The sequence below is a fragment of the Tsukamurella asaccharolytica genome (genome assembly GCF_007858435.1).
In the GTDB taxonomy this organism is placed as follows: domain Bacteria; phylum Actinomycetota; class Actinomycetes; order Mycobacteriales; family Mycobacteriaceae; genus Tsukamurella; species Tsukamurella asaccharolytica.
Window position 1 is genome coordinate 117,059 of sequence record NZ_VIGW01000005.1, and the last position, 21,467, is coordinate 138,525.

Below are 21,467 nucleotides of genomic sequence, written 5' to 3' on the forward strand. Positions count from 1 at the left end.
CCGCGAGGTCGGGGGCGCTTCGGCGTTCCTGGGGGTGTTCTTGGGGAGTGCGGTCAGCCCGCGATGCGGCCGGTCTTGACCCGCGTCTTGGAGGCGAGGGCAGCCCGCTCCGACTCCGACAACCCGCCCCAGATGCCGTAGGGCTCGGCGACGGTGATCGCGTGCGCACGGCACTGCGTGAGGACGGGGCAGGTGCGGCACAACTCCTTGGCGCGCCGTTCGCGCTGGGCGCGGGCGCGGCCGCGCTCGCCGTCCGGATGGAAGAACACTGAGCTGTCGACCCCGCGGCACACGCCATGCATCTGCCAGTCCCAGAAGTCCGAGTTGGGACCGGGGAGTTCGTTGGGTTGAGGCATGCGCATTCTCCAGACACTCGGCGTTCTCGCGGGCGTGGAAACGTCGTTGTTCCTCTCGCGCTCTCACCGTAGGCAGTTCGCTAGACGAAGGTCAACCCACACTGTGGTATCCGGGGGGTGATTCGATCACTGTGAGAATTAACGTCGTGTTCATTCGTGACCTCGGTGTGGGACCGCGGAATCGCCGCAGCGAACAGTCTCGCTGACGAGGTGTTCGCGCAGGTGATCAATGGTTTCAGGGCGACCGGTCAGGCAGTGCAGGCGCGGTCGATATCCGATACGAGGCGGGAATCGCTTTACGCGACGGTAAACTCGGAGCCCGGACACGGCCTCGGCGATCCATTGTCGTGGCTGCAAATTCTGGCAGGTTAAATCTTTGGAAACAGAACACGCAGGGCCCTCCGCGGAGATCCTCCTCACGGCGGCCTTCGGAGCGGAGTGCGGTCCTGTCGGGCCGCTCGACGGGCCGCGGGGTCGAGTCTGGCTGCGTGCAGTGGCGCTCGCGGGGGCGGGTCGGTTCGCCGCCGCGCGGACGCTGACCGCCCAGGTCTCCGACGGTCCGTTCGCCTCCGCGGCGCGATGCCTCGAGGCGTCGATGCTGCGGCAATCCGGCCGGCACCGCGCCGCCACCGGACCCGACGGTGCCGCGCTCGCGCTTGCGTCCGGAATATCCGAACAACTGGGGTTCGGTCTTTCCGCGGCCCTCACAGTCGATGCGACCGTCGGGCTGGCGGCGGATGCGCTGGGGACCGGACGGCTCGCGCTGAGCGAGCGGCTGCTCGTGCGCGCGGACGATCACCTCGCGCTGCACGACGCTGCGACGGACGCGGGTACCGGTATCGAGGGCGGACCGTCGACGCCGATCCCGTGGTGGACCGTGCCCCGGGCGCGCCTGCGCCGGGACTGGGTCGCGGCCGAGCTCGCGGTGTACTCCGGGGACGGGGCGGGTGCGGCGAGCGCAGTCGAGACCCTGCTCACAGCCGATCCGGGACCGGAACGACCGCGGCATCACGCGAAGACGCTCCTCATCGCGGGCGCTGCGGCGGTGGCCTCGGGGCAGTCGGGCCGGGCCGGGGACCTCGTTGAACAGGCCTACCGCGTCGCCACCGAGTCGGCGTTGAATCCTCTAAGGTGGGCCGGTGCGAAACTGATGAGCGGCACGTCGGGAGAGGAACGGGGGACGGCGGCGGCGCGGATCGCCGCCGATCTGGAGGAGGAATGGGTTCGTGATGGCGCGGATCTGGCAGGGGTGTAACGGCGGAATGCAGGCTGGCGATGAATCTGACAGGTGAGGAGCTCGACCGGGCCGTGCGCGCAGCAGCGCGCGGGGACAGGTCGGCGCTCGCAGATGTCCTCGACACCATCCGACCTCTCGTCGTGCGGTACTGCCGCGCGCGGGTCGGGGGCGGCGAGCGGCACTCGCTGTCGGCTGAGGATATCGCGCAGGAGGTGTGCATGGCTGTGATGACGGCTCTGCCCCGTTACGAAGACCAGGGGCGCCCGTTCATGGCTTTCGTGTACGGCATCGCCGCGCACAAGGTCGCGGACGGCTTCCGGAACGTCTCGCGTAACAAATCCGACCCCGTCGGCGAGATTCCAGAGAGAGCGTCGCTGGAAGGCGGGCCCGAGAGCCACGCGCTCGCCACCGAGGCGAGCCGTGACATGGCCCGGCTGCTCAGCACGCTCCCCGAGAAGCAGCGCGAGATCCTGATCCTCCGCGTGGTCGTCGGCCTGTCGGCCGAGGAGACCGCAGAGGCCGTGGGCGGCACCGCGGGCGCCGTCCGCGTGGCACAGCACCGCGCGCTGACCAAGCTGAAGAACCAGATCGCGAAAGAAGGTGAGAACTGACATGGCCGACGACAAGGACGAGCGGGGCGCGAACGGGCGTTTCGATCCGCATCATGACCCCGAGCGCACGGCCGCTCACCGTCTTGGTCCGCCGATCCGGCCGATGCGCCCCGGTGCACCCCGCGAGTTCGGCGCCGACGACACCGGCTTCGTCGACCGGGTCACCGACGACGGCGCGCCCGTCGACGTGGCCTCGGTCCGCCGTGACGACGAACTGATCGAGGCGCTCGCCGCCGGCGGCGCCGTCACCACCGCGGATCCGAGCGAGTTCGCGCTCGCCTCGCTGCTCGCGGACTGGCGCGACGAGATCGTCACCACGCCGGTCCCGGCCGGCCCGTCGGTCGACCAGCTGCTCGCCGCCACCGAGGCGGGGCGTCGCACCCGCGGCTCCCGTCCGTCGCGTCCGGCCCGGCCGGTGACCCCGCCCCCGGCCCCCGCGGCAGGCGCCGCACCGTCGGGCGAGGGTGGCGACGTCACGCCCATCGGCGATGCCCCGTCGCGCCGCGGCCGGCGCTTCGGCCTGGTGGCCGGCGCGGCCGCCGCAGCCGTGGCGATCCTCGGCGGCGGAGGGGTGCTCGTGAACTCCGCGAGCCCGGGCGACGGCGCGCTGTGGAGCGTCAAGGAGGTCGTCTTCTCCGACGCAGCGTCGCAGACCATCGCCACCTCGGAGGCGAAGGCCCAGTTGGAGAGCGCCGACAAGGCGATCGACTCCAGCAACCCGGCCGAGGCCCGGGCCGCGCTGGTCAGCGCGCGCCAGCAGGTGGCGAAGGTGAAGAACGAGAAGGACCGCGCCGCACTCGAGGAGCGGATCCGCGCCGCGGAGGCGCGCGCCGGGATACCGGTCGGTTCCACCGATCTGCCCATCTCGGTGCGCCCGACTCCGGTCCCGCCGGCGGGGCCGGACACGTCGCCGACGGTGCCGACGGTCACGGTGCCGATCGAGCCGACCCGCCCGACGCCGACCGGGCCGACCAGGACCTCGACCGTGCCGACCACGACCCCGACCGTGCCGACGACGACCACGACCCCGACGACGCCGACCACGACGACGCCGACCACGACCACGACCCCGACGGCCAGCACGGATTCGGCGGCCCCGACGACCCGGTCCGGACCGACGGCCACGACCACCACGGTCGCCTCGAGCTCGACGGTCCAGCGCGTCGAGCCGGTCGAGGGCCCGCGCTAGCCCGGCAGAACCGAACCTACGGCGAAGGCCCCCACCGATGCGGTGGGGGCCTTCATCGGGCCGAGGTACGCGGCCGGGTCACTCCTCGTTCGCGAGGTTCATCGCCGCGTCGGCGTAGCCACGGCAGTAGTCCCACGTGACGTAGGCATCGGGGGCCGGATCGTAGGCCGGCTCGTGGGGCTGGACGGTGCCGTCGACGAGGAGCTGCAGCAGGTTCGCACGCAGCATGTCCCAGTCGTGGTAGTGATCCTCCTGACAGTCGTCGCAGCAGATCACCAGTCCGCGAACGCCGCGGTGCGCGAGCAGCGCCTCGTAGACGGAGAGATCCGCCAGGTCCTCCTCGACCGCGAGTCGTTCGGCGGGATCGAGGGGCTGACCTGGGTCGAGCGAGTCCAGCGCGGCCGTCGGATCGCTCGGGTCGTCGGCGAACGGATCCGGCGGAAGGCCGGGGGGAAGATTGTTGCGCACGTCCCCACGGTACGCAGAAACGGCCGGGGAAGGCCAGTCATACGCGCTGTACGAGCGTGGGAATTCGCCGCGTACCATGGATACATGACGCGCTCCGCCTCTTCCGCGCCCGCATCCGGCAACGTTTTCATCGGGGGCGACGACCCCGCCAAGGTCGCGATGCTCGGTCTCACCTTCGACGACGTCCTCCTCGTTCCCGCCGCCTCCGACGTGATCCCCTCGGGGGTGGACATCTCCAGCAAACTGACCCGTGAGATCTCGCTCAAGGTCCCGCTCATCAGCTCCGCCATGGACACCGTGACCGAGGCCCGCATGGCGATCGCGATGGCCCGCAACGGCGGCATGGGCGTGCTGCACCGCAACCTCTCCATCGAGGCGCAGGCGCAGCAGGTCGAGACGGTCAAGCGCTCCGAGGCCGGCATGGTCACCGATCCGGTCACCTGCAGCCCGTCGAACACGCTTCGCGAGGTCGACGAGATGTGCGCCCGGTTCCGCATCTCCGGCCTGCCCGTCACGGACGACGCGGGCACCCTGGTCGGCATCATCACCAACCGCGACATGCGCTTCGAGGTCGACTTCGACCGCCCCGTCGCCGAGGTGATGACGAAGGCGCCGCTGATCACCGCGCAGGAGGGCGTCACGGCCGAGGCCGCGCTGGGCCTGCTGCGCCGGCACAAGATCGAGAAGCTGCCCATCGTCGACGGCAGCGGCAAGCTGACCGGCCTGATCACGGTAAAGGACTTCGTCAAGACCGAGCAGCACCCGAACGCCACGAAGGATTCCGACGGTCGCCTGCTGGTCGGCGCCGCGGTGGGCGCCGGCGACGAGGCCTGGGAGCGCGCGATGGCGCTGCGCGACGCGGGCGTCGACGTGCTGGTGGTCGATTCGGCGCACGGCCACTCGAGCGGCGTGCTGAACATGATCGAGAAGCTCAAGCACGAGATCGGCGACGACGTGCAGCTGGTCGGCGGCAACGTCGCCACCCGCGAGGGCGCGGCGGCGCTGGTCGCGGCGGGCGTCGACGGCGTGAAGGTCGGTGTGGGCCCCGGCTCGATCTGCACCACCCGCGTGGTCGCCGGTGTCGGCGCCCCCCAGATCACGGCCATCCTGGAGGCCACCGCGGCGTGCGCGCCGGCGGGCGTTCCCGTCATCGCCGACGGGGGCCTGCAGTTCTCGGGCGATGTGGCGAAGGCCCTCGCGGCCGGCGCGTCGACGGCGATGCTCGGCTCGCTGCTCGCGGGCACCGCGGAGTCGCCGGGCGAACTCATCCTCATCGGCGGCAAGCAGTTCAAGAGCTACCGCGGCATGGGCAGCCTCGGCGCCATGCAGGGCCGCGGCCAGGCCAAGTCCTACTCCAAGGACCGCTACTTCCAGGACGACGTGCTCTCCGAGGACAAGCTGGTCCCCGAGGGCATCGAGGGCCGGGTGCCGTTCCGCGGGCCGCTCGGCTCGGTGATCCACCAGCTCACCGGTGGCCTGCGCGCGGCCATGGGCTACACCGGCAGCCAGACCATCGCCGATCTCAACCGTGCCCAGTTCGTGCAGATCACCGCTGCGGGTCTGAAAGAATCGCACCCGCACGACATCACGATGACGGTCGAGGCGCCGAACTACACCACGCGCTAGACCCCTGCTGACCAGGTACATTCGGAGCGGCCGCTCCGGAACCGGAAGGACTGAGCGCGTTGCGCGACATGGTTGAGATCGGCATGGGCCGCACGGCCCGGCGCACCTACGAGCTGCAGGACGTGAACATCGTCCCCTCGCGGCGCACCCGCTCGTCGAAGGAGGTGTCCACCGCCTGGCAGCTCGACGCGTACCGTTTCGACACCCCGATCCTGTCGCACCCGACGGACGCGATCGGCTCGCCGGACTTCGCGATCGAGCTCGGCAAGCTCGGCGGCCTGGGCGTGCTCAACGCGGAGGGGCTGTTCGCGCGTCACCGCGATGCGGAGGCTCAGCTGGAGCAGGTCGTCGCCCTGGCCGCGTCCGACATCACCGGCATCGCGGCGATCCGCCGCCTGCAGGAGTTGCACGCGGCGCCGCTCGACCCCGAGTTGCTGGCCGCGTCGATCGGCCGGGTGCGGGACGCGGGGGTGACGGTGGCCGTGCGCGTCTCGCCGCAGCGCGCTCGCGAGCTGACCCCGGTCCTGGTCAAGGCGGGCATCGACCTGCTGGTCATCCATGGCACGATCATCTCCGCCGAGCACGTCTCGGCCGAGGACTCGGCGGGGGAGCCGCTCAACCTCAAGACCTTCATCGGCGATCTCGACGTGCCGGTCGTCGCGGGCGGCGTGAGCGATCACCGCACCGCACTGCACCTCATGCGCACGGGCGCCGCGGGCGTCATTGTGGGCTACGGCTCAGCCGAGGGCGCCACCACCACCCGCGAGGTGCTGGGCATCGGCGTGCCGATGGCCACCGCGATCGCGGACGCCGCGGCGGCCCGCCGCGACTACCTCGACGAGACCGGTGGCCGGTACGTGCACGTCATCGCCGACGGCGACATCTACAGCTCCGGTGACGTGGCCCGCGCGATCGCGTGCGGCGCCGACGCCACGATGCTGGGTGCTCCGCTGGCGATCGCGGCCGAGGCGCCGGGCAAGGGCTGGTACTGGCCGTCGGTGGCGGCGCACCCGTCGATGCCGCGCGGCGCCGTGGCGCCCGCGCAACTCGGCGGGCTCGACGCAGGCGAGGGCGAAACGGCGGGCACCGCGCCCTCGCTCGCCACCATTCTCACGGGCCCGTCGACGGAGCCGAACGGCCAGTTGAACCTGGTCGGCGGCCTGCGACGGTCGATGGCGAAGGCGGGCTACAGCGAGCTCAAGGAGTTCCAGAAGGTGGGCCTCAACGTCGCGTACTGAGCGCGAAACGCTGTTATTGAGTGGCGTTTAGTAGTACCGTTACCCGGCAGCAGGGCCGCTTCAGCCGTGGCCCGGTGACACAGGTCCACCGCGGACGGGTGAGGGGTTCCAGATGGCCAAGGCAGTCAAGCAGAAGTCGGGCGACCATTACGACGTGCTCGTGATCGGCTCCGGATTCGGCGGCAGCGTCACGGCGCTGCGCCTGACGGAGAAGGGGTACCGGGTCGGCGTGCTCGAGGCCGGGCAGCGGTTCGAGGACGAGGACTTCGCCGAGAGCACCTGGAACCTCAAGAAGTTCGTGTGGGCCCCGAAGCTCGGCTGCTACGGCATCCAGCGGATCCACGTGCTCAACGACGCAGTCGTGCTCGCCGGGGCCGGTGTGGGTGGTGGCTCGCTGAACTACGCGAACACGCTGTACAAGCCGCCGGCGCCGTTCTTCAACGACCCGCAGTGGAAGCACATCACCGACTGGGACGACGAGCTCACGCCGTACTACGACCAGGCGCGCCGCATGCTGGGCGTGGTGAAGAACCCGCACGAGACCCCGTCGGACCGCGTGATCAAGCAGATCGCGGAGGAGATGGGCGTCGCGGACACGTTCACCGAGACGCCCGTGGGCGTGTACTTCAACCAGCCGGGCCGCACCGATGCGGATCCGTTCTTCGGCGGCGCCGGCCCCGCCCGCACCGGGTGCACGGAGTGCGGCCAGTGCATGTCGGGTTGCCGGGTGGGTGCGAAGAACACGCTGATGAAGAACTACATCCACCTCGCCGAGGCGGGCGGGGCGCGGTTCATCCCGATGACCACAGTGACCGGGCTGCGCGAGGGTCGCAAGGGCGTCTGGGAGGTGTCGACGGTGCGGACCGGTGCCGTCGCGCGCAAGAACCGGACCGTCTACACGGCCGACAACGTGGTCTTCGCGGCCGGCACCTGGGGTACGCAGACATTGCTGCACTCGCTCAAGGACACCGGCGCACTGCCGAAGCTCTCGGACCGCCTCGGCGTGCTCACCCGCACCAACTCGGAGTCGATCCTGGGGTCGGCTCGCGTGCATGCGGATCCGGAGCAGGACCTCTCGCGCGGCGTCGCGATCACCAGCTCCTTCTACCCGGCGCCCGACACTCATATCGAGCCCGTCCGCTACGGCCCCGGCCGCAATGCCATGGGCCTGTTGCAGACGCTGCTCGTCGACGGTGGGGAGAAGCGCACCCGGCTCGGCGGCTTCCTCACGGGGTTGGCGAAGAAGCCGAAGGACCTCCAGCTGCTGCTCACGCAGAAGGACTGGGGCCAGCGGGTGCTGATCCTGCTCGTGATGCAGAGCCTGGACAACTCGATCACCACCTACACCAAGAAGATCCCCGGCTCGAGGAAGCGCCGCATGGTCTCCAAGCAGGGCCACGGCGCCCCGAACCCCACCTGGATCCCGTTGGGCAACGAGGCCGCCCGGATCGGCGCGGAGAAGCTGAACGGCGTGGCCGGCGGCACCTGGGGCGACGTCTTCAACGTCCCGATGACCGCCCACTTCCTCGGCGGCGCGGCGATCTCGGAAACCCCCGAGACGGGCGTGATCGACCCGTACCACCGCATCCACAACTACCCGTCGCTATTCGTGGTCGACGGTGCCGCCATCTCCGCGAACCTCGGCGTCAACCCGTCGCTGTCGATCGCGGCGCAGGCCGAGCGGGCCGCGGCGCTCTGGCCAAACAAGGGCGAGCAGGATCTGCGGCCCGCGCAGGGCGCCGGCTACCAGCGCATCGCGCCGACCGCGCCGAAGGCGCCGGCCGTTCCCGCGGGCGCGCCCGGTCAGTTGCTGCTGCCCCTGCCGCAGGTCCGAAACACCGAGCAGAACTCCCAAGTCTGACGGTCCGCCTCTGCTCCTCCGCGCGTCGACGGTGGCGGTGGCTGCCGTCGGCCGCGGAACACGGTCCCTGAGGCCCGCGCTCCGAGTCGACTAATCTGAAGCCCATGTCGCGTGCTGAGGATGTGATCACGGAACTGGCGGCGCTGGAGGATCCTAGGGCTCGCGCGGTGAACGAGCGGCACGGCGACCCGCACGGGGTGAATCTGACGAAGCTGCGCGCGGTGGCGAAGTCGCTCGGCACCGACCGCGAGCTGGCCGGCGAGCTGTGGGAGTCGGGCGACGTCGCGGCGCAGCTGGTCGCGCTGCTCATCAGCAGGCCGAAGGCGTTCACCGAGGACGATGTGGACGCGATGCTGCGCACCACCCGCAGTGAGAAGGCGCACGACTGGCTGCTGAACTACCTGGTCAAGAAGTCGCCGCACGCCGCCGCGCTGCGGTCGCGGTGGTTCGACGACGCCGACCCGCGGGTCCGGGCGGCCGGCTGGACGCTCACGACGCACGCGGTCACGACCGCGGACCTCGACCGCGATGCGCTGCTCGACACCATCGCGCGTGAGATGCGGGAGGCGGAGCCGAAGCTGCAGTGGGCGATGAACGAGACCCTCGCGACGATCGGCATCGAGGACGAGGGGCGGCGTGCCCGCGCCGTCGCGATCGGCGAGGAGCTGCAGGTGCTCGCGGACTACCCCGTTTCGAAGGGCTGCACCTCGCCCTACGCTCCGGCCTGGATCGCGGAGATCGTCCGGCGCCGCGAGGACGGGGCCGCCCTCGCGGACGCGCCCTGATGTCGGAGCACGCCCTCGCCCGCGACTAGACTGACCCGGGTGACGGACTCCTCACCCAATCCCGTTCTGGTCGTCGACTTCGGCGCGCAGTACGCCCAGCTGATCGCGCGCCGCGTCCGCGAGGCACGGATCTACTCGGAGGTGGTGCCGCACACCATCACCGCCGAGGAGGTGCGCGCCAAGAGCCCCGCCGCCATCGTGCTGTCGGGCGGCCCCGCGTCGGTGTACGCGGAGGACGCCCCGAGCCTCGACCCGGCGGTCTTCGACCTCGACGTCCCGGTGTTCGGGATCTGCTACGGCTTCCAGATGATGGCCCGCGCCCTCGGCGGCACGGTCGCCAACACGGGTGGCCGCGAGTTCGGTCGCACGACCCTGACTCCCCAGGGCGACGGTGTGCTGCACGGCGGGCTCCCTGCGGAGCAGCCGGTGTGGATGAGCCACAACGACGCGGTGCAGGTGGCCCCCGAGGGCTTTGCGACGGTGGCGTCGACGCCGGGCGCCCCCGTGGCCGCGTTCGAGAACGTCGCCGCGAAGATGGCCGGCGTCCAGTACCACCCCGAGGTCCTGCACAGCCCGCACGGGCAGGAGGTGCTCACGCGCTTCCTGTACCAGATCGCCGGGCTCACGCCCACCTGGACCGCCGCGAACATCGCCGAGCAGCTCATCGAGGACGTGCGCGCGCAGGTCGGCGACGGGCTCGCGCTGTGCGCGCTGTCGGGCGGCGTCGACTCCGCGGTCGCGGCCGCGCTGGTGCAGAAGGCCATCGGTGACCGCCTGACCTGTGTCTTCGTCGATCACGGCCTGCTGCGGCAGGGGGAGCGCGAGCAGGTGCAGCAGGACTTCGTGGAGGCGACGGGCGCGCGCCTGATCACCGTCGACGCCGAGGAGGTCTTCCTCGGGCACCTCAAGGGCATCTCAGATCCCGAGGAGAAGCGCAAGATCATCGGCCGCGAGTTCATCCGGTCGTTCGAGGACGTCGTCTCCGAGGCGCTGGGCGCGCGGGCGGCCGAGGGGCACACCATCGATTTCCTCGTGCAGGGCACGCTGTACCCCGACGTGGTGGAGTCGGGCGGCGGCGCGGGCACGGCGAACATCAAGAGCCACCACAACGTGGGCGGCCTGCCGGAGGACCTCGAGTTCACGCTCGTCGAGCCGCTGCGGCTGCTGTTCAAGGACGAGGTCCGCGCGGTGGGCCGCGAGCTGGGCCTGCCGGAGGAGATCGTCGGCCGCCAGCCCTTCCCGGGGCCGGGCCTGGCGATCCGCATCGTGGGAGAGGTCACCAAGGACCGGCTCGACCTGCTGCGCAAGGCCGACGCGATCGCCCGCGAGGAGCTCACGGCCGCGGGCCTCGACGGCACCATCTGGCAGTGCCCCGTCGTGCTGCTCGCCGACGTCCGCAGCGTGGGCGTGCAGGGCGACGGCCGAACCTACGGTCATCCGATCGTGCTGCGCCCCGTCAGCTCCGAGGACGCGATGACCGCGGACTGGACTCGCGTGCCGTACGAGACCCTCGAGATCATCTCGACCCGCATCACCAACGAGGTCGAAGAAGTCAACCGCGTGGTGCTCGACGTGACGAGCAAGCCGCCGGGGACCATCGAGTGGGAATAGCGGTCACGGACTGGCCTGTGCCGCCGGTACCGTCGACGCCATGACGATTCTGGTGACGGGTGCGACGGGCAACATCGGGCGGAAAGTGGTCGACGAGCTGGTGGCGAGGGGGGTCGGCGACATCCGGGCGCTCACCACGAACCCAGCGAAGGCGGCGCTGCCGAGCGGGGTGGAGGCGTTCTCCGGTTTCATCGGCAAGCCCGAGACGCTCGACGGTGCGCACGGCCACGCCTTCGACGGCGTGACGGCGATGTACCTCGCGCCCTACGAGCCCACGGCGGCCGAGGTGCTGCGGCGCGCGAAGGACGCGGGCGTCGAGTACGTGGTCGCCACCTCGGGCAGCGCGCACTGGCAGGCGCTCACCGACACCATTCTCGCGAGTGGCCTCGCGGTGACCGTCCTCGGCCCGGGCGAGTTCATGGAGAACTTCGCGGGCTGGGCGGGGCAGGTCGCGACGGGCGTGGTGCGCGAACCCTACCCGGACGCGGGGAGCGCGCCGATCTCGATGGACGACATCGCCGCGGTCGCGGCGGCGCTGCTCGCGGCCGAGGACCACAGCGCGCACGTCGGCAAGGTCTACGAGCTCACCGGACCGAGCTTCCTGACTCGGGTCGAGATGGCCGCGCAGATCGGCGAGGGCATCGGTCGCGAGGTGGGCTTCGAGCAGATCAGCCGGGAGGAGGCGGAGGAGGCCCTGCGTCCCCACATGGGCGATATGGCCGGCTGGTACCTGGACCTGCAAGACGCCTCCCGCCGGTACCGGCAGGAGGCGAACTCGCTGGTCGAGGAACTCAGTGGCCGTCCGGCGATGAGCCTGGCGCAGTGGGCGGCGCGGAATCGGAGCCTCTTCGCGGCCTGATCAGGGTCACCCCCGCCACGACGACGGCGCCGATCGCGAGGATGCCGAGCAGGGTGCCGGCGTCGATGAGGCGGGGGCCTCCGACGATGCCCCAGGCGGCGATCGCCAGGGCGGCGATCCCGGCGACGAGGAGCGCGGGCGAGACGCCGCGCGTGCGTACGGATTCGGTCTCAGCGGACACGGTTCACCTCCACATCGCCCACGTTGCCCTGGGCGTCGATGGTCAGGGTAGGGGCGCCGGGGGTGACGACGGTGTTCAGTGCCGCGGGGCAATCGGAGTCACCGACCGACACCTGGCACCGCACCTTCACGTTCATCGCGGCGGGGATCTGGATCTGCGTGTCGCCCACGCCCACCCGGGTGGTCACGGTGCGGTCGTGGTCGAGGGTGAGCTGCCGCAGGTCGAGCTGCAGCGAGCCCACCTGCAGGTCGTACTGCGCCTGGAGGTCTGCGGGCGTGGGCACCGTGTACTTCATGTCGCCACGCGGCGCATCGGCGAAGCCGGTCATCACGTTCTGCGCCATCGTGCCCACCACCACGAAGCCCGCCAGGGGGATCGCGACGGCGAGCAGGCCGTAGCCGCTGCGCCGGAAGGCGCCCGCCACGAGGCCCGCGCCGACCACCCCGAGTACGACGGCGGCTGCGACCACGGGCGAGATCTGCATGCCGAGAACCAGGTTGACGGTGGCGATCGCCGCGGCGGTGAGCAGCGCGATACCGAGCGTGACGGGGGTGATCCGCGTGCGGCGCCGGGGTCCGGCCGGGACGGGGGCGTGGGCCGCTGCCGGCTCGGGCAGGTCCCACGCGAAGGGCGCGGCGCCCAACGGATCCCAGCGGGGCGGGTGGATCTGCTCGGTCGCCTGGGTCTCCACGCGCGGAGGTTCGGGCGACGGCGCCTTCCGCAGGTTCAGCGGCTCCGACGGTGCCGCGGCGGGCTCGGCGGCGGGGCCCGCCCCGGGCGCCTGCTCCGGAGCCGGAGCGGCGGCCTTCGGCGCGTCGTGGCCGGGCGTCATCGGATCCGTGCCCGCCGGCGGCGTCCACACGGGCTGCCACGGGAACTGCGCCGCGGGCGGCTGCCACGCCCCGACGGGGGCCGCCGGCGCGAGCCGGGAGGACACGGCGGTGCCGGGCGGCGGCACGGGCAGGCGCTGGTGCAGCGCGTACCAGCCGGCGAGCAGCAGGGCGAGGCTGATGAACCAGGCGCCGGGCCAGGAGGCGCTCATGCCGCCGCCCAGGGTCACCGCGAGTCCCGCCGCGACGATGAGGACGAAGGTGGGCGGGCCCGAGCGCTGCACGGGCGTGCCGTACGCGTACTCGGACTCCTTGGGGAGGACGAAGATGCCGACGATGTAGGCGACGAAACCGAGTCCACCGAGCACCGTCGCCCCGATGAACGCCGCGCGCACCAGCGCGACGTCCACCTGGTAGCGGCGCGCGAAGCCCGTGCACACGCCGGCGATCGGCGCGTTGCGGGCCCGGAGCGGCCTGGTCTCCCACATCTGCCGGAGCTGGCTGGAGAGGGTTGTCGTATCCATGCCGTCGATCCTGCGGCGCGCGGCGGCCCCGGTCCATCGGGATCTACCCTGAAATCGCGGCACCGAGCCTCAGGGTGCGGGCGATCTTTCAGGGGCTTCCCCGATACCCGAGACCGGCGATCCGTGCCACCATCGAGGGATCATGAGCAGACGAGCAGAGCGTCGGTGGGCGCGGCAGCAGGCTCGCCAGCAGGCGTGGCAGCAGGGCTGGCAGAACTGGCAGCACGGGTGGCAGCAGGGCGCGGAACAGGCGCGGGCCGCCGGTTTCCGCGCACCCGCTCCGTCGCCCGCCACCGCCCGTCCCGCCGTTCTCCCGCTCCCGGAGCAGCCGGCCCCGGCACCGTCCTACCCCCGGATGGAGCGCCGCAACGGCGGCGCGGTGATCGGCGGCGTGTGCGGCGGCATCGCCGACCACCTCGGCGTCGACGTCACCAGGGTCCGCATCGCCTTCACCCTGCTCGCGCTGCTCGGCGCGGGCGTAGTGATGTACGCGCTGCTATGGTTCATGTGCCGGCCGGGTACCGACACCGAGCACCCCGATCCGGCCGAGCGTCGGCAGGGTCTCGCGCTGGCGGTCCTCGGCGTGGTCGGCGCCGCGACGCTCGCGTCCGTCGCGAGCAACACCGGCGCCGGCTACGTGGTGCCCGTGCTGGTCATCGGGATCGGCGCCGCCCTGGTCTGGCGGGAGGCGGATTCCGCCACGCGGGCGCCGTCGTCCGCGCTCAGCAGTGGTTCGCGCCTCATCACCTGGTTGCGCATGCTGGGCGGCGTCACGCTGGTGATCGTCGGCCTGGCCGTGGTCTTCCTGGGCCGGGTCGACGTGGCGGCGATCCCGACCGCGCTCGCCGCCGTTGTGCTCACCCTGGTGGGCGTCGCGCTGCTCACCGTGCCCATCTGGGTGCGCATGTGGCGCGATCTCGGCGCCGAGCGCGCCGCCCGGGTCCGCACCATCGAGCGCGAGGAGATCGCCTCGCACCTGCACGATTCCGTGCTCCAGACGCTCGCCCTCATCCAGAAGCAGTCCGCCGACGGTGCCGCTGTCAAGCTGCTGGCCCGCAGTCAGGAGCGCGAGCTCCGGGAGTGGCTGTTCGGCGGCTCCGAGGCGCCCGCGCAGTCCCTCGCCGCGGCGCTCAAGGCCGCCGCGGCCGACGTCGAGGACGCGCACTCCGTGGCGGTCGACGTGATCACCGTCGGTGACGTCGAGGGTGCGGAACTGGGTGTCGACGATCGGTTCACCGCCCTGCTCGGGGCCGCCAAGGAGGCGATGGTGAACGCCGCCAAGCACTCCGGCTGCGAGAGCATCGACACCTATGCGGAGGTCGACGACGCCACGGTGGCGGTCTACGTGCGCGACCGCGGCGTCGGATTCGACCCGGACGGGGTACCGTCGGACCGGCAGGGCCTGGCCAAGTCGATCCGGTCCCGGATGGAGCGCCGCGGCGGCAGCGTGGCGATCCGCACCGCTCCGGGCCGGGGCACCGAGGTGCGGCTGTCGATGGCGAGGCTCGCGGAGGGCGACGAGACGGTCGCGCCGGAGTCAGCGGAGGAGAGTGCGTGAGCTACCGGGTGTTCCTGGTCGATGACCACGGTGTGTTCCGGTCCGGCGTGCGCGCCGAGCTGGCCCGTGAGGATTCCATCGAGGTGGTGGGCGAGGCGGGCACCGTCCGCGAGGCCGTGGCGGGGATCCTCGCCGCCGCCCCCGACGTCGTGCTCCTCGACGTGCACATGCCCGACGGCGGCGGCGTCGCGGTGCTGCGCGGCGTGACCGACGGCGCTCCCCGGGCGAAGCTGGAGAAGGCCCCGGTCTTCCTCGCGCTCAGCGTCTCCGACGCCGCGGAGGACGTGATCGCCACGATCCGCGCCGGCGCCAGGGGCTACGTCACCAAGACGATCTCGGGGGAGGAGCTCGCCGACGCGGTGCGCCGCGTCGCGGAGGGCGACGCGGTCTTCTCGCCGCGGCTCGCGGGCTTCGTGCTGGACTCCTTCACCGGCCGCTCGCCCGCGCCCGAGCCCGCGCTGGACCCGGAGCTGGACTCGCTCACCCCGCGCGAACTGGAGGTGCTGCGCCTACTGGCGCGCGGCTACACCTACCGGGAGATCGCCGAGGACCTGTTCATCTCGGTGAAGACCGTCGAGACCCACGCCTCGAACGTGCTGCGCAAGACGCAGCAGAGCAACCGCAACGCCCTGACCCGCTGGGCGCACACCCGCCACCTCGCGGACTGACCCCGGCGCACGTCAGCCCAGTGCGAGGATGATGCCCGCGATGATCGCGGCGAGCACGATGAAGCCGCCGATGATCCACGCCGCGAGCACGGTGTTCGACATCCCGGACGGCGGCGCCACCGGCGGCGGGACGTAGGTGCTGGGCCGCGGCGCGGGCGGGATCGGCCGCGTGCGGTCGACCGGGCCCGACGATGCCGTGCGCGCCGTCGACGTACGATCCCCGGCGGGGCTCGACGCGCGTTCCCCGGCGGTGCGGCGCAGCCAGACCGCGGGCGCGCCCTCGGAGGCGTGCAGCGGGGCGGCCAGGATCGCGGCGGGATTGCCGCCGGCGGCCGCGACGGCGGCGAGCCGGTCCCGTGCCTCGGTCAGCGACGGGCGCCGCTTGGGGCTCGGCTGCAGCATGTCGAGGATGACGTGGATCAGCGGACCGTCGTGCTTCGGCGGATTGATCTGCCCCAGAGCGACTTTGTGCAGCAGCGCGATGGAGTCCTCGTCGGTACCGAAGGGCGGGGCGCCCTCGAGCGCGGTGTACAGCGTGGCGCCCAGCGAGTACAGGTCGGAGGCCTCGGAGGGCTCGGTGCCGCGGGCGACCTCGGGCGCGAAGTACGCGGGCGTGCCGGTGATGATCCCGGCGGGGCTCGATTGCCCGTCGTCCTTGGCGCGTGCGATGCCGAAGTCCGAGAGTTTGACGGTGCCCGACGCGCGGCCCCGGTTCGCGATGAGGATGTTGCCGGGCTTGATGTCGCGGTGGATGATCCCCGATTCGTGGGCCTCGACGAGGGCGTCGGCCATCTGCGCGCCGATCTGCGCGACCTGCCGCTCGGGCATCGTCCCGGTCATGTGCAGCACCTGCGCCAGCGAGCGCGACGGCAGGTACTCCATCACCAGCCAGGGCTCGCCGCGGTCGAGGGCCACGTCGTACATGGAGACGGCGTTGCGGTGCTGCAGGCGGGCGGCGAGCCGGCCCTCGTGCAGGGCGCGCCGGCGCAGCTCGTCGGCCTCCTCCTCGGTGAGCCCCTCGGTGGAGATGACCTGCTTGGCGGCCACGTCGCGGTCCAGGCGTTCGTCGCGGGCGAGCCACACGGCGCCCATGCCGCCGCCGCCGATCTTGGAGGTCAGGCGGTAGCGTCCGGCGACCAGGTGATCGGGCCCGGGAACGCCCCTGTTCGTTCCGCCCGCACCCGTCGTCTCCGCCACGTCGTCGATCCTAAGGGTCACGCCCGGCGGGCGCGGTACGCGGCCACGTTCAAGCGGTTGTTGCAGCCGTCGTCGCAGAAGCGGCGGGAGCTGTTGCGGCTGAAGTCCACGAGTACCCCGGCGCAGTCGGGCGCGGCGCACCTGCGGAGGCGGTCCAGTGCGCCGGCGCGGACCACGTCGACCATGCCCATCGCGGGCTCGGCGAGGAAGCGTTCCGCGATCGGTGTCGCATCGTTCCAGCCGTGCAGGTGGTACGGCCAGTCGTCGTGCCGCACCAGCTGGGGCAGGACCGCCGCGTCTTTCAGCATCCGGTTCACCAGGTCGACGGTGCCGGCCTCGTCGCCCGCGAGGTCCCACAGGCCGCGCAGGACGCGGCGAACGGCGTGCACGCGATCCAGTTCGTCCTCGCGCAGCGGGATGGGGCCGGTCCAGCCCCAGCGCTCCACGAAGGCGCGGAGCGCGGCGACGTCGGGCAGGCGCTCGGGGCGCTCCGTGCGAGCGTCGGGAGCGGTGTTCACCAGGTCGGCGGCGCTCGCAAGGGCGGATCGGGTGTCGTAGGAGAACATACGCCGCGAATGCTAACCGGAGCGGTGTCGGGGTCGCTACTCTCATCGGGTGTCCAGCCCGCTTGGAATCACCCCAGACGACTCCCTCCGCCAAGGCCTGCAGAGCCGCCACATCAGCATGCTCGCGCTCGGCGGCGCGATCGGCACCGGCCTGTTCGTGGCGTCCGGCGCCACGATCAGCAAGGCCGGCCCCGGTGGCGCACTCCTGGCCTACGCGCTCATGGGCGTCATGGTCTTCTTCCTCATGCAGAGCCTCGGCGAGATGTCGGCGTACATCCCGTGCAGCAACCCGTTCGAGGAGTACGGCACCCGATTCGTCAGCAAATCCTTCGGCTTCGCCGCCGGCTGGAACTACTGGTTCAACTGGTCGATCACGCTGGCCGCGGAGGTGGTGGCGGCCGGCCTGATCATGAAGTTCTGGCTGCCCGACGTGCCCACCTGGATATGGTCGCTGATCTTCCTCGCAGGCCTGCTGGCGCTGAACCTGTTCGCGGTGAAGGCCTTCGGCGAGACCGAGTTCTGGTTCGCATCGATCAAGGTGATCGCCGTGGTGATCTTCCTCATCGTCGGCGTGCTCATGGTGCTGGGCGTGGTCGGCGACGGCCCGGCCCCCGGCTTCTCGAACTGGACCATCGGGGACGCGCCCTTCGTGGACTGGCCGCTGGGCATGCTCTCGGTCTTCCTCATCGCCGGGTTCGCCTTCCAGGGCACCGAGATGATCGCCGTCGCGGCAGGTGAGGCGATCGAGCCCAAGAGCGCCATCCCGCGCGCGGTGCGCACCGTCTTCTTCCGGATCCTGGTGTTCTACATCGGCACGCTGACGATCATCGCCTTCCTCATCCCGTACACCAGCCCCGAGCTGCTGGACGCCTCGGACGAGAACGTCGCGGTGGCGCCGTTCACGCTGGTGTTCAAGCTCGCGGGCATCGACGCCGCGGCCTCGATCATGAACGCGGTCATCCTGATCGCCATCCTCTCGGCCGGCAACGCCAGCCTCTTCGCCGCCACCCGCGCGCTCTACGGCCTGGGGGTCGAGGGCAACGCCCCGAGGATCTTCGCCAAGGTGTCGAAGTCGTCGGGCGTGCCCTACGTGGCCACGGCGGCGACGGTCGCCATCGGCGCCCTGTGCTTCCTGACCAGCTTCGTCGGCGACGGTGCCGCCTATACGGTGCTGGTCGCGGCCTCGTCCGTGGCCGGTTTCGTGACCTGGATCGGGATCGCCTGGGCGCACTACCGTTTCCGTAAGGCGTGGAACGCGCAGGGGCGCTCGCTCGACGAGCTGCCCTACAAGGCGTGGCTGTACCCCGCGGGCCCGATCGTGGCACTGATCATGTCCGTTTCGGTGATCGCCGGCCAGTACTACGTCGCCGTCCGCGGCGGCGAGAGCGGCGGCCTGGGCCTGCTGCTCACCACGTACGCCGCGCTGATCCTGTTCCTCGGGCTGTGGTGGGGGCACAAGCTGATCACGAAGTCGCCGACCGTCGATCCGAAGACCGCGGACCTCTCGCCCGTCGCCTCCGCCTCCGCGCACCACGATCCGGATCGCAGGGGCTGATATCGAGGGTGGGGCTCGGTCGGCGCTCTGACCTGCGGTGATCGTGTGATGCCTGGCCGCATCGCCCCCTGTGGAACCTCTCCTACCTCGGCACTTGACGCCGTTCGGATCGCGGATCTACGCTGAGATCAGATCGAACAGAAGTTCTAGTCATGTCTTCCCCGTGGCTCGGCTTCCGCACTGATCGGTGACGCGGGATCCGAAGGTAGGGGAGGGGTGTGACACATGGCCGCACGTGTACAGGCATGGGCAGGAAGTCGCGAGGAGACGCTCGCGGAGCTGCGCAAGCGGCTCGCGGCGCTACCGGAGCGGCATCGTCCGGCGAAGGCGCAGGCGCCCGTGGACGCGCCGTTGCAGGATGCATCATCGCAGATCGGCATGGGTGTGCTCCCCGTGCACGAGGAGCTGGCCCGGCTGCTGCCGGGCGGCGGCCTGCCCCGCGGCACGGTCGCGGAGGTCGAGGGCGCCGGATCGCTGGCGGTCTCGCTGGTGGCCGGCGTCTCGCGTGCGGGGTCGAGGGTCGCGCTGTGCGGCGTCTCCGGCTTCGGCATGGCCGCCGCACTGGAACAGGGGGCCGATCCGGAGCGCATCGCGCTCATCGCCGGCCCGCTCGCGGACCCGGTGGCCGTCGCCTCGATCCTGCTCGACGGTGCCGACGTGGTGCTGTGCGAGCTCGGCGGCATCGCGGTGCCGCCGAGCCGCGGCCGGGCCATCGCCGCCCGGGCCCGCTCCCGGGGGTCGGTGCTGCTCGTCACCGGTGGCCGCTGGGAGGGCGCCGCGCTGCACCTCGGCGCGCGCGTGCAGGGCTACACCGGCCTCGGCGCCCGCCCCGGCCGCGGCCGGATCCGCGGGATCGACCTGGTCTTCTCCGCCCGCGGCCGCGGCTGCGTCAACCCGCAGCGGGGCGCGGCGCAGGGCACACCGTCGGGCTTGGCGGCGGCGCAGTGACCGCGCAGCGCATCCTCGCCCTGTGGTGCCCGGACTGGCCGGCGGCGGCCGCGGCGGCGGATGCGGACCTGCCGCCCGACCGTCCCGTCGCGGTCCTGCACGGCAACCGGGTCGTCGCCTGCAACGCCCCCGCCCGGGCCGACGGGGTGCGCCGCGGCATGAAGCGCCGCGAATCGCAGGCACGCTGCCCGGGGCTGCATGTGGCCCAGGCCGATGAGGGGCGCGACGTGCGATTCTTCGAGCCCGTAGCCGGCGCCGTGGCCGCGCTGATCCCGCTCATCGAGGTGTTGCGCCCGGGGCTCGTGATGATCCCGGCGCGCGGGGCGGCGCGCTTCTTCGGCGGTGAGGAGCAGGCCGCCGAGCGGTTGGTGGACGCGGCCTCCTCCGTGGGCGCGGAGTCGCTCGCCGGCATCGCCGACGAGGTCTTCACCGCTGCCCTGGCGGCCCGCCGCGGCACCGTCGTGCCGCCGGGGGAGTCGGCGGCCTTCCTCGCCCCGCTGCCCATCGCCCAGCTGGGGGCCGAGCCCGCGCTGGCAGGCGGCGACCGCACCGAGCTCCTCGACCTGCTGCGCCGGCTGGGGCTGCGCACCGTCGGCGCCTTCGCGGCGCTCTCCGCGACCGACGTGGCCACCCGTTTCGGCACGGACGCGATCGCCGCGCATCGGCAGGCCCGCGCGGCCGGAGACCGGCCGCCGTCCACCGCGGCCCTGCCGCCCGGTCTGGAGGTGGAGCTGCGGCCCGACCCGCCGATCGACCGGGTCGACGCGGCGGCCTTCGCCGGTCGTGCCCTGGCGTCGGAGCTGCACGGCAAGCTGTCCGCGGCGGGCGTCGCGTGCCTGCGGCTGGAGGTCTCCGCGATCGCGGAGAACGGCGAGCGGCACAGCCGCATCTGGCGCTGCGCCGAGCCGCTCACCCCGGACGGCACCGCGGACCGGGTGCGCTGGCAGATCGACGGCTGGCTCACCGGCGGCCGGTCCGCCAAGCGGGGCGGGGAGAGCGGCCCGGGCGCCCCGATCTCCCTGCTGCGGCTCGAGCCCGTCGAGGTGGTCGACGCCGGCGCATTGCAGGCGGGCATGTGGGGCGACGAGGCCGACGGTGCCGCCCGGTTCCGTCGCGCCCTGGTCCGGGTGCAGGGCCTGCTCGGCGGCGAGGCGGTGCGGATGGGCGTCCGCAGCGGCGGCCGCGGCCCGGCCGAGCGGGTCACCTGGGTACCGCTGGGTGACGAGGTGCTCCCGGACCGCGATCCCGCCGCACCCTGGCCGGGGCGGATGCCGGAACCGGCACCGGCGGTGCTGGTCACGGGTGCCGCGGTCACGATGACGGACGCCGCCGGCGCGGCCGTGCGGGTCACCGAGCGCGGCACCTTCACCGGCGAGCCCACGCACCTGGCGTGGGGCTCGCGCGACTGGTCGCTGCGCTGGTGGGCGGGGCCGTGGCTGATCGACGAGCGCTGGTGGGCCTGCGACGGTGCCGCCGAGCCGCGGGCTCGGGCTCAGGTGCTCCTCGAGCCTGCGCCGGGCCGCGACGACGGTCGGGCCCTGCTGCTGCAGTACGCGGGAAGCTGGGAGGTGGAAGGCGTGTACGAGTAGCCGGGATCGC

General features: G+C 72.0%; 20 protein-coding genes. 14 read left to right on the forward strand and 6 right to left on the reverse strand.

Annotated features, from left to right (window positions below):
• Positions 1–53: 53 nt before the first annotated feature.
• Positions 54–356 (reverse strand): WhiB family transcriptional regulator, encoded by a 303-nt coding sequence (locus FK529_RS11800; protein WP_146561311.1) that lies wholly within the window; start codon positions 354–356, stop codon positions 54–56.
• A 376-nt stretch (positions 357–732) separates the two neighbouring features.
• Between FK529_RS11800 and FK529_RS11805 the strand changes: the two genes are divergently transcribed.
• From FK529_RS11805 to FK529_RS11815, 3 genes are read left to right on the forward strand one after another with little or no spacing between them, the layout of a single operon-like run.
• Complete coding sequence (locus tag FK529_RS11805; RefSeq protein ID WP_146561313.1) at positions 733–1,611, forward strand: hypothetical protein; 879 nt, start codon at positions 733–735, stop codon at positions 1,609–1,611.
• Positions 1,612–1,631: 20 nt separating this feature from the next.
• Entirely contained in the window at positions 1,632–2,204 is a 573-nt protein-coding gene (locus FK529_RS11810) for a sigma-70 family RNA polymerase sigma factor (RefSeq protein ID WP_146561315.1), read from the forward strand.
• Position 2,205: 1 nt separating this feature from the next.
• A complete protein-coding gene (locus FK529_RS11815) occupies positions 2,206–3,393 on the forward strand; it encodes an anti-sigma-D factor RsdA (protein WP_146561317.1) in 1,188 nt (395 codons plus the stop codon).
• Between the two features lie 78 nt (positions 3,394–3,471).
• Here FK529_RS11815 and FK529_RS11820 read toward each other — a convergent pair whose 3' ends face one another.
• Entirely contained in the window at positions 3,472–3,861 is a 390-nt protein-coding gene (locus FK529_RS11820) for a DUF5319 domain-containing protein (protein WP_146561319.1), read from the reverse strand.
• 84 nt (positions 3,862–3,945) lie between these two features.
• On the opposite strand from FK529_RS11820, the gene guaB reads away from it, so the two are divergent.
• The 6 genes from guaB to FK529_RS11850 all read left to right on the forward strand — a co-directional run bounded on the left by guaB (position 3,946) and on the right by FK529_RS11850 (position 11,841).
• Positions 3,946–5,487, forward strand: a complete 1,542-nt coding sequence (guaB, locus tag FK529_RS11825) for an IMP dehydrogenase (protein WP_146561321.1) — start codon at positions 3,946–3,948, stop codon at positions 5,485–5,487.
• 59 nt (positions 5,488–5,546) lie between these two features.
• The gene (locus FK529_RS11830) at positions 5,547–6,725 is read left to right on the forward strand and encodes a GuaB3 family IMP dehydrogenase-related protein (protein ID WP_146561323.1); all 1,179 of its coding nucleotides are present in this window, start codon (positions 5,547–5,549) and stop codon (positions 6,723–6,725) included.
• A 112-nt stretch (positions 6,726–6,837) separates the two neighbouring features.
• Positions 6,838–8,586 carry a GMC family oxidoreductase gene (locus FK529_RS11835; RefSeq protein ID WP_146561325.1) on the forward strand — a complete coding sequence of 583 codons (1,749 nt, stop codon included), beginning with the start codon at positions 6,838–6,840 and terminating at the stop codon, positions 8,584–8,586.
• Between the two features lie 104 nt (positions 8,587–8,690).
• Positions 8,691–9,371: a DNA alkylation repair protein gene (locus FK529_RS11840; RefSeq protein WP_146561327.1), complete on the forward strand. Its 681-nt coding sequence runs from the start codon at positions 8,691–8,693 to the stop codon at positions 9,369–9,371.
• A 39-nt stretch (positions 9,372–9,410) separates the two neighbouring features.
• Complete coding sequence (gene guaA / locus FK529_RS11845; protein WP_193559691.1) at positions 9,411–10,982, forward strand: glutamine-hydrolyzing GMP synthase; 1,572 nt, start codon at positions 9,411–9,413, stop codon at positions 10,980–10,982.
• A gap of 40 nt (positions 10,983–11,022) precedes the next feature.
• Complete coding sequence (locus tag FK529_RS11850) at positions 11,023–11,841, forward strand: SDR family oxidoreductase (protein ID WP_146561332.1); 819 nt, start codon at positions 11,023–11,025, stop codon at positions 11,839–11,841.
• Here FK529_RS11850 and FK529_RS11855 read toward each other — a convergent pair.
• Both FK529_RS11855 and FK529_RS11860 read right to left on the reverse strand, forming a co-directional pair.
• Positions 11,774–12,022 carry a hypothetical protein gene (locus tag FK529_RS11855; protein ID WP_193559692.1) on the reverse strand — a complete coding sequence of 83 codons (249 nt, stop codon included), beginning with the start codon at positions 12,020–12,022 and terminating at the stop codon, positions 11,774–11,776. The two genes, FK529_RS11850 and FK529_RS11855, sit on opposite strands and share 68 nt — an antisense overlap.
• Positions 12,012–13,376, reverse strand: coding sequence for a PspC domain-containing protein (locus FK529_RS11860; protein WP_146561334.1), 1,365 nt, complete (start codon positions 13,374–13,376; stop codon positions 12,012–12,014). The genes FK529_RS11855 and FK529_RS11860 overlap by 11 nt, the downstream gene beginning before the upstream one ends.
• A 355-nt stretch (positions 13,377–13,731) precedes the next feature.
• Between FK529_RS11860 and FK529_RS11865 the strand changes: the two genes are divergently transcribed.
• Positions 13,732–14,934, forward strand: a complete 1,203-nt coding sequence (locus FK529_RS11865) for an ATP-binding protein (RefSeq protein WP_146561571.1) — start codon at positions 13,732–13,734, stop codon at positions 14,932–14,934.
• Positions 14,931–15,602 (forward strand): LuxR C-terminal-related transcriptional regulator, encoded by a 672-nt coding sequence (locus FK529_RS11870; RefSeq protein WP_146561336.1) that lies wholly within the window; start codon positions 14,931–14,933, stop codon positions 15,600–15,602. The genes FK529_RS11865 and FK529_RS11870 overlap by 4 nt, the downstream gene beginning before the upstream one ends.
• Before the next feature lie 12 nt (positions 15,603–15,614).
• Here FK529_RS11870 and FK529_RS11875 read toward each other — a convergent pair whose 3' ends face one another.
• Together FK529_RS11875 and FK529_RS11880 are read right to left on the reverse strand one after the other, a co-directional pair.
• Positions 15,615–16,799, reverse strand: coding sequence for a serine/threonine-protein kinase (locus FK529_RS11875; protein ID WP_146561338.1), 1,185 nt, complete (start codon positions 16,797–16,799; stop codon positions 15,615–15,617).
• A 17-nt stretch (positions 16,800–16,816) separates the two neighbouring features.
• The gene (locus FK529_RS11880; protein ID WP_146561340.1) at positions 16,817–17,365 is read right to left on the reverse strand and encodes a CGNR zinc finger domain-containing protein; all 549 of its coding nucleotides are present in this window, start codon (positions 17,363–17,365) and stop codon (positions 16,817–16,819) included.
• Between the two features lie 49 nt (positions 17,366–17,414).
• Between FK529_RS11880 and FK529_RS11885 the strand changes: the two genes are divergently transcribed.
• From FK529_RS11885 to FK529_RS11895, 3 genes are all read left to right on the forward strand, one after another.
• Positions 17,415–18,920, forward strand: coding sequence for an amino acid permease (locus FK529_RS11885; protein ID WP_146561342.1), 1,506 nt, complete (start codon positions 17,415–17,417; stop codon positions 18,918–18,920).
• A gap of 225 nt (positions 18,921–19,145) precedes the next feature.
• Entirely contained in the window at positions 19,146–19,868 is a 723-nt protein-coding gene (imuA', locus tag FK529_RS11890) for a DnaE2-dependent mutagenesis accessory factor ImuA' (RefSeq protein WP_146561344.1), read from the forward strand.
• Positions 19,865–21,457 carry a DNA polymerase Y family protein gene (locus tag FK529_RS11895; RefSeq protein WP_146561346.1) on the forward strand — a complete coding sequence of 531 codons (1,593 nt, stop codon included), beginning with the start codon at positions 19,865–19,867 and terminating at the stop codon, positions 21,455–21,457. The genes imuA' and FK529_RS11895 overlap by 4 nt, the downstream gene beginning before the upstream one ends.
• Positions 21,458–21,467: the final 10 nt, after the last annotated feature.

Bases quoted from the DNA above. Each gene is read 5' to 3' on its own strand.
- FK529_RS11800 (WP_146561311.1), bottom strand. From the start codon at position 356: ATGCCTCAACCCAACGAACTCCCCGGTCCCAACTCGGACTTCTGGGAC.
- FK529_RS11810 (WP_146561315.1), top strand. From the start codon at position 1,632: ATGAATCTGACAGGTGAGGAGCTCGACCGGGCCGTGCGCGCAGCAGCG.
- FK529_RS11815 (WP_146561317.1), top strand. From the start codon at position 2,206: ATGGCCGACGACAAGGACGAGCGGGGCGCGAACGGGCGTTTCGATCCG.
- guaB (WP_146561321.1), top strand. From the start codon at position 3,946: ATGACGCGCTCCGCCTCTTCCGCGCCCGCATCCGGCAACGTTTTCATC.
- FK529_RS11835 (WP_146561325.1), top strand. From the start codon at position 6,838: ATGGCCAAGGCAGTCAAGCAGAAGTCGGGCGACCATTACGACGTGCTC.
- FK529_RS11840 (WP_146561327.1), top strand. From the start codon at position 8,691: ATGTCGCGTGCTGAGGATGTGATCACGGAACTGGCGGCGCTGGAGGAT.
- FK529_RS11850 (WP_146561332.1), top strand. From the start codon at position 11,023: ATGACGATTCTGGTGACGGGTGCGACGGGCAACATCGGGCGGAAAGTG.
- FK529_RS11860 (WP_146561334.1), bottom strand. From the start codon at position 13,376: ATGGATACGACAACCCTCTCCAGCCAGCTCCGGCAGATGTGGGAGACC.
- FK529_RS11865 (WP_146561571.1), top strand. From the start codon at position 13,732: ATGGAGCGCCGCAACGGCGGCGCGGTGATCGGCGGCGTGTGCGGCGGC.
- FK529_RS11880 (WP_146561340.1), bottom strand. From the start codon at position 17,365: ATGTTCTCCTACGACACCCGATCCGCCCTTGCGAGCGCCGCCGACCTG.
- imuA' (WP_146561344.1), top strand. From the start codon at position 19,146: ATGGCCGCACGTGTACAGGCATGGGCAGGAAGTCGCGAGGAGACGCTC.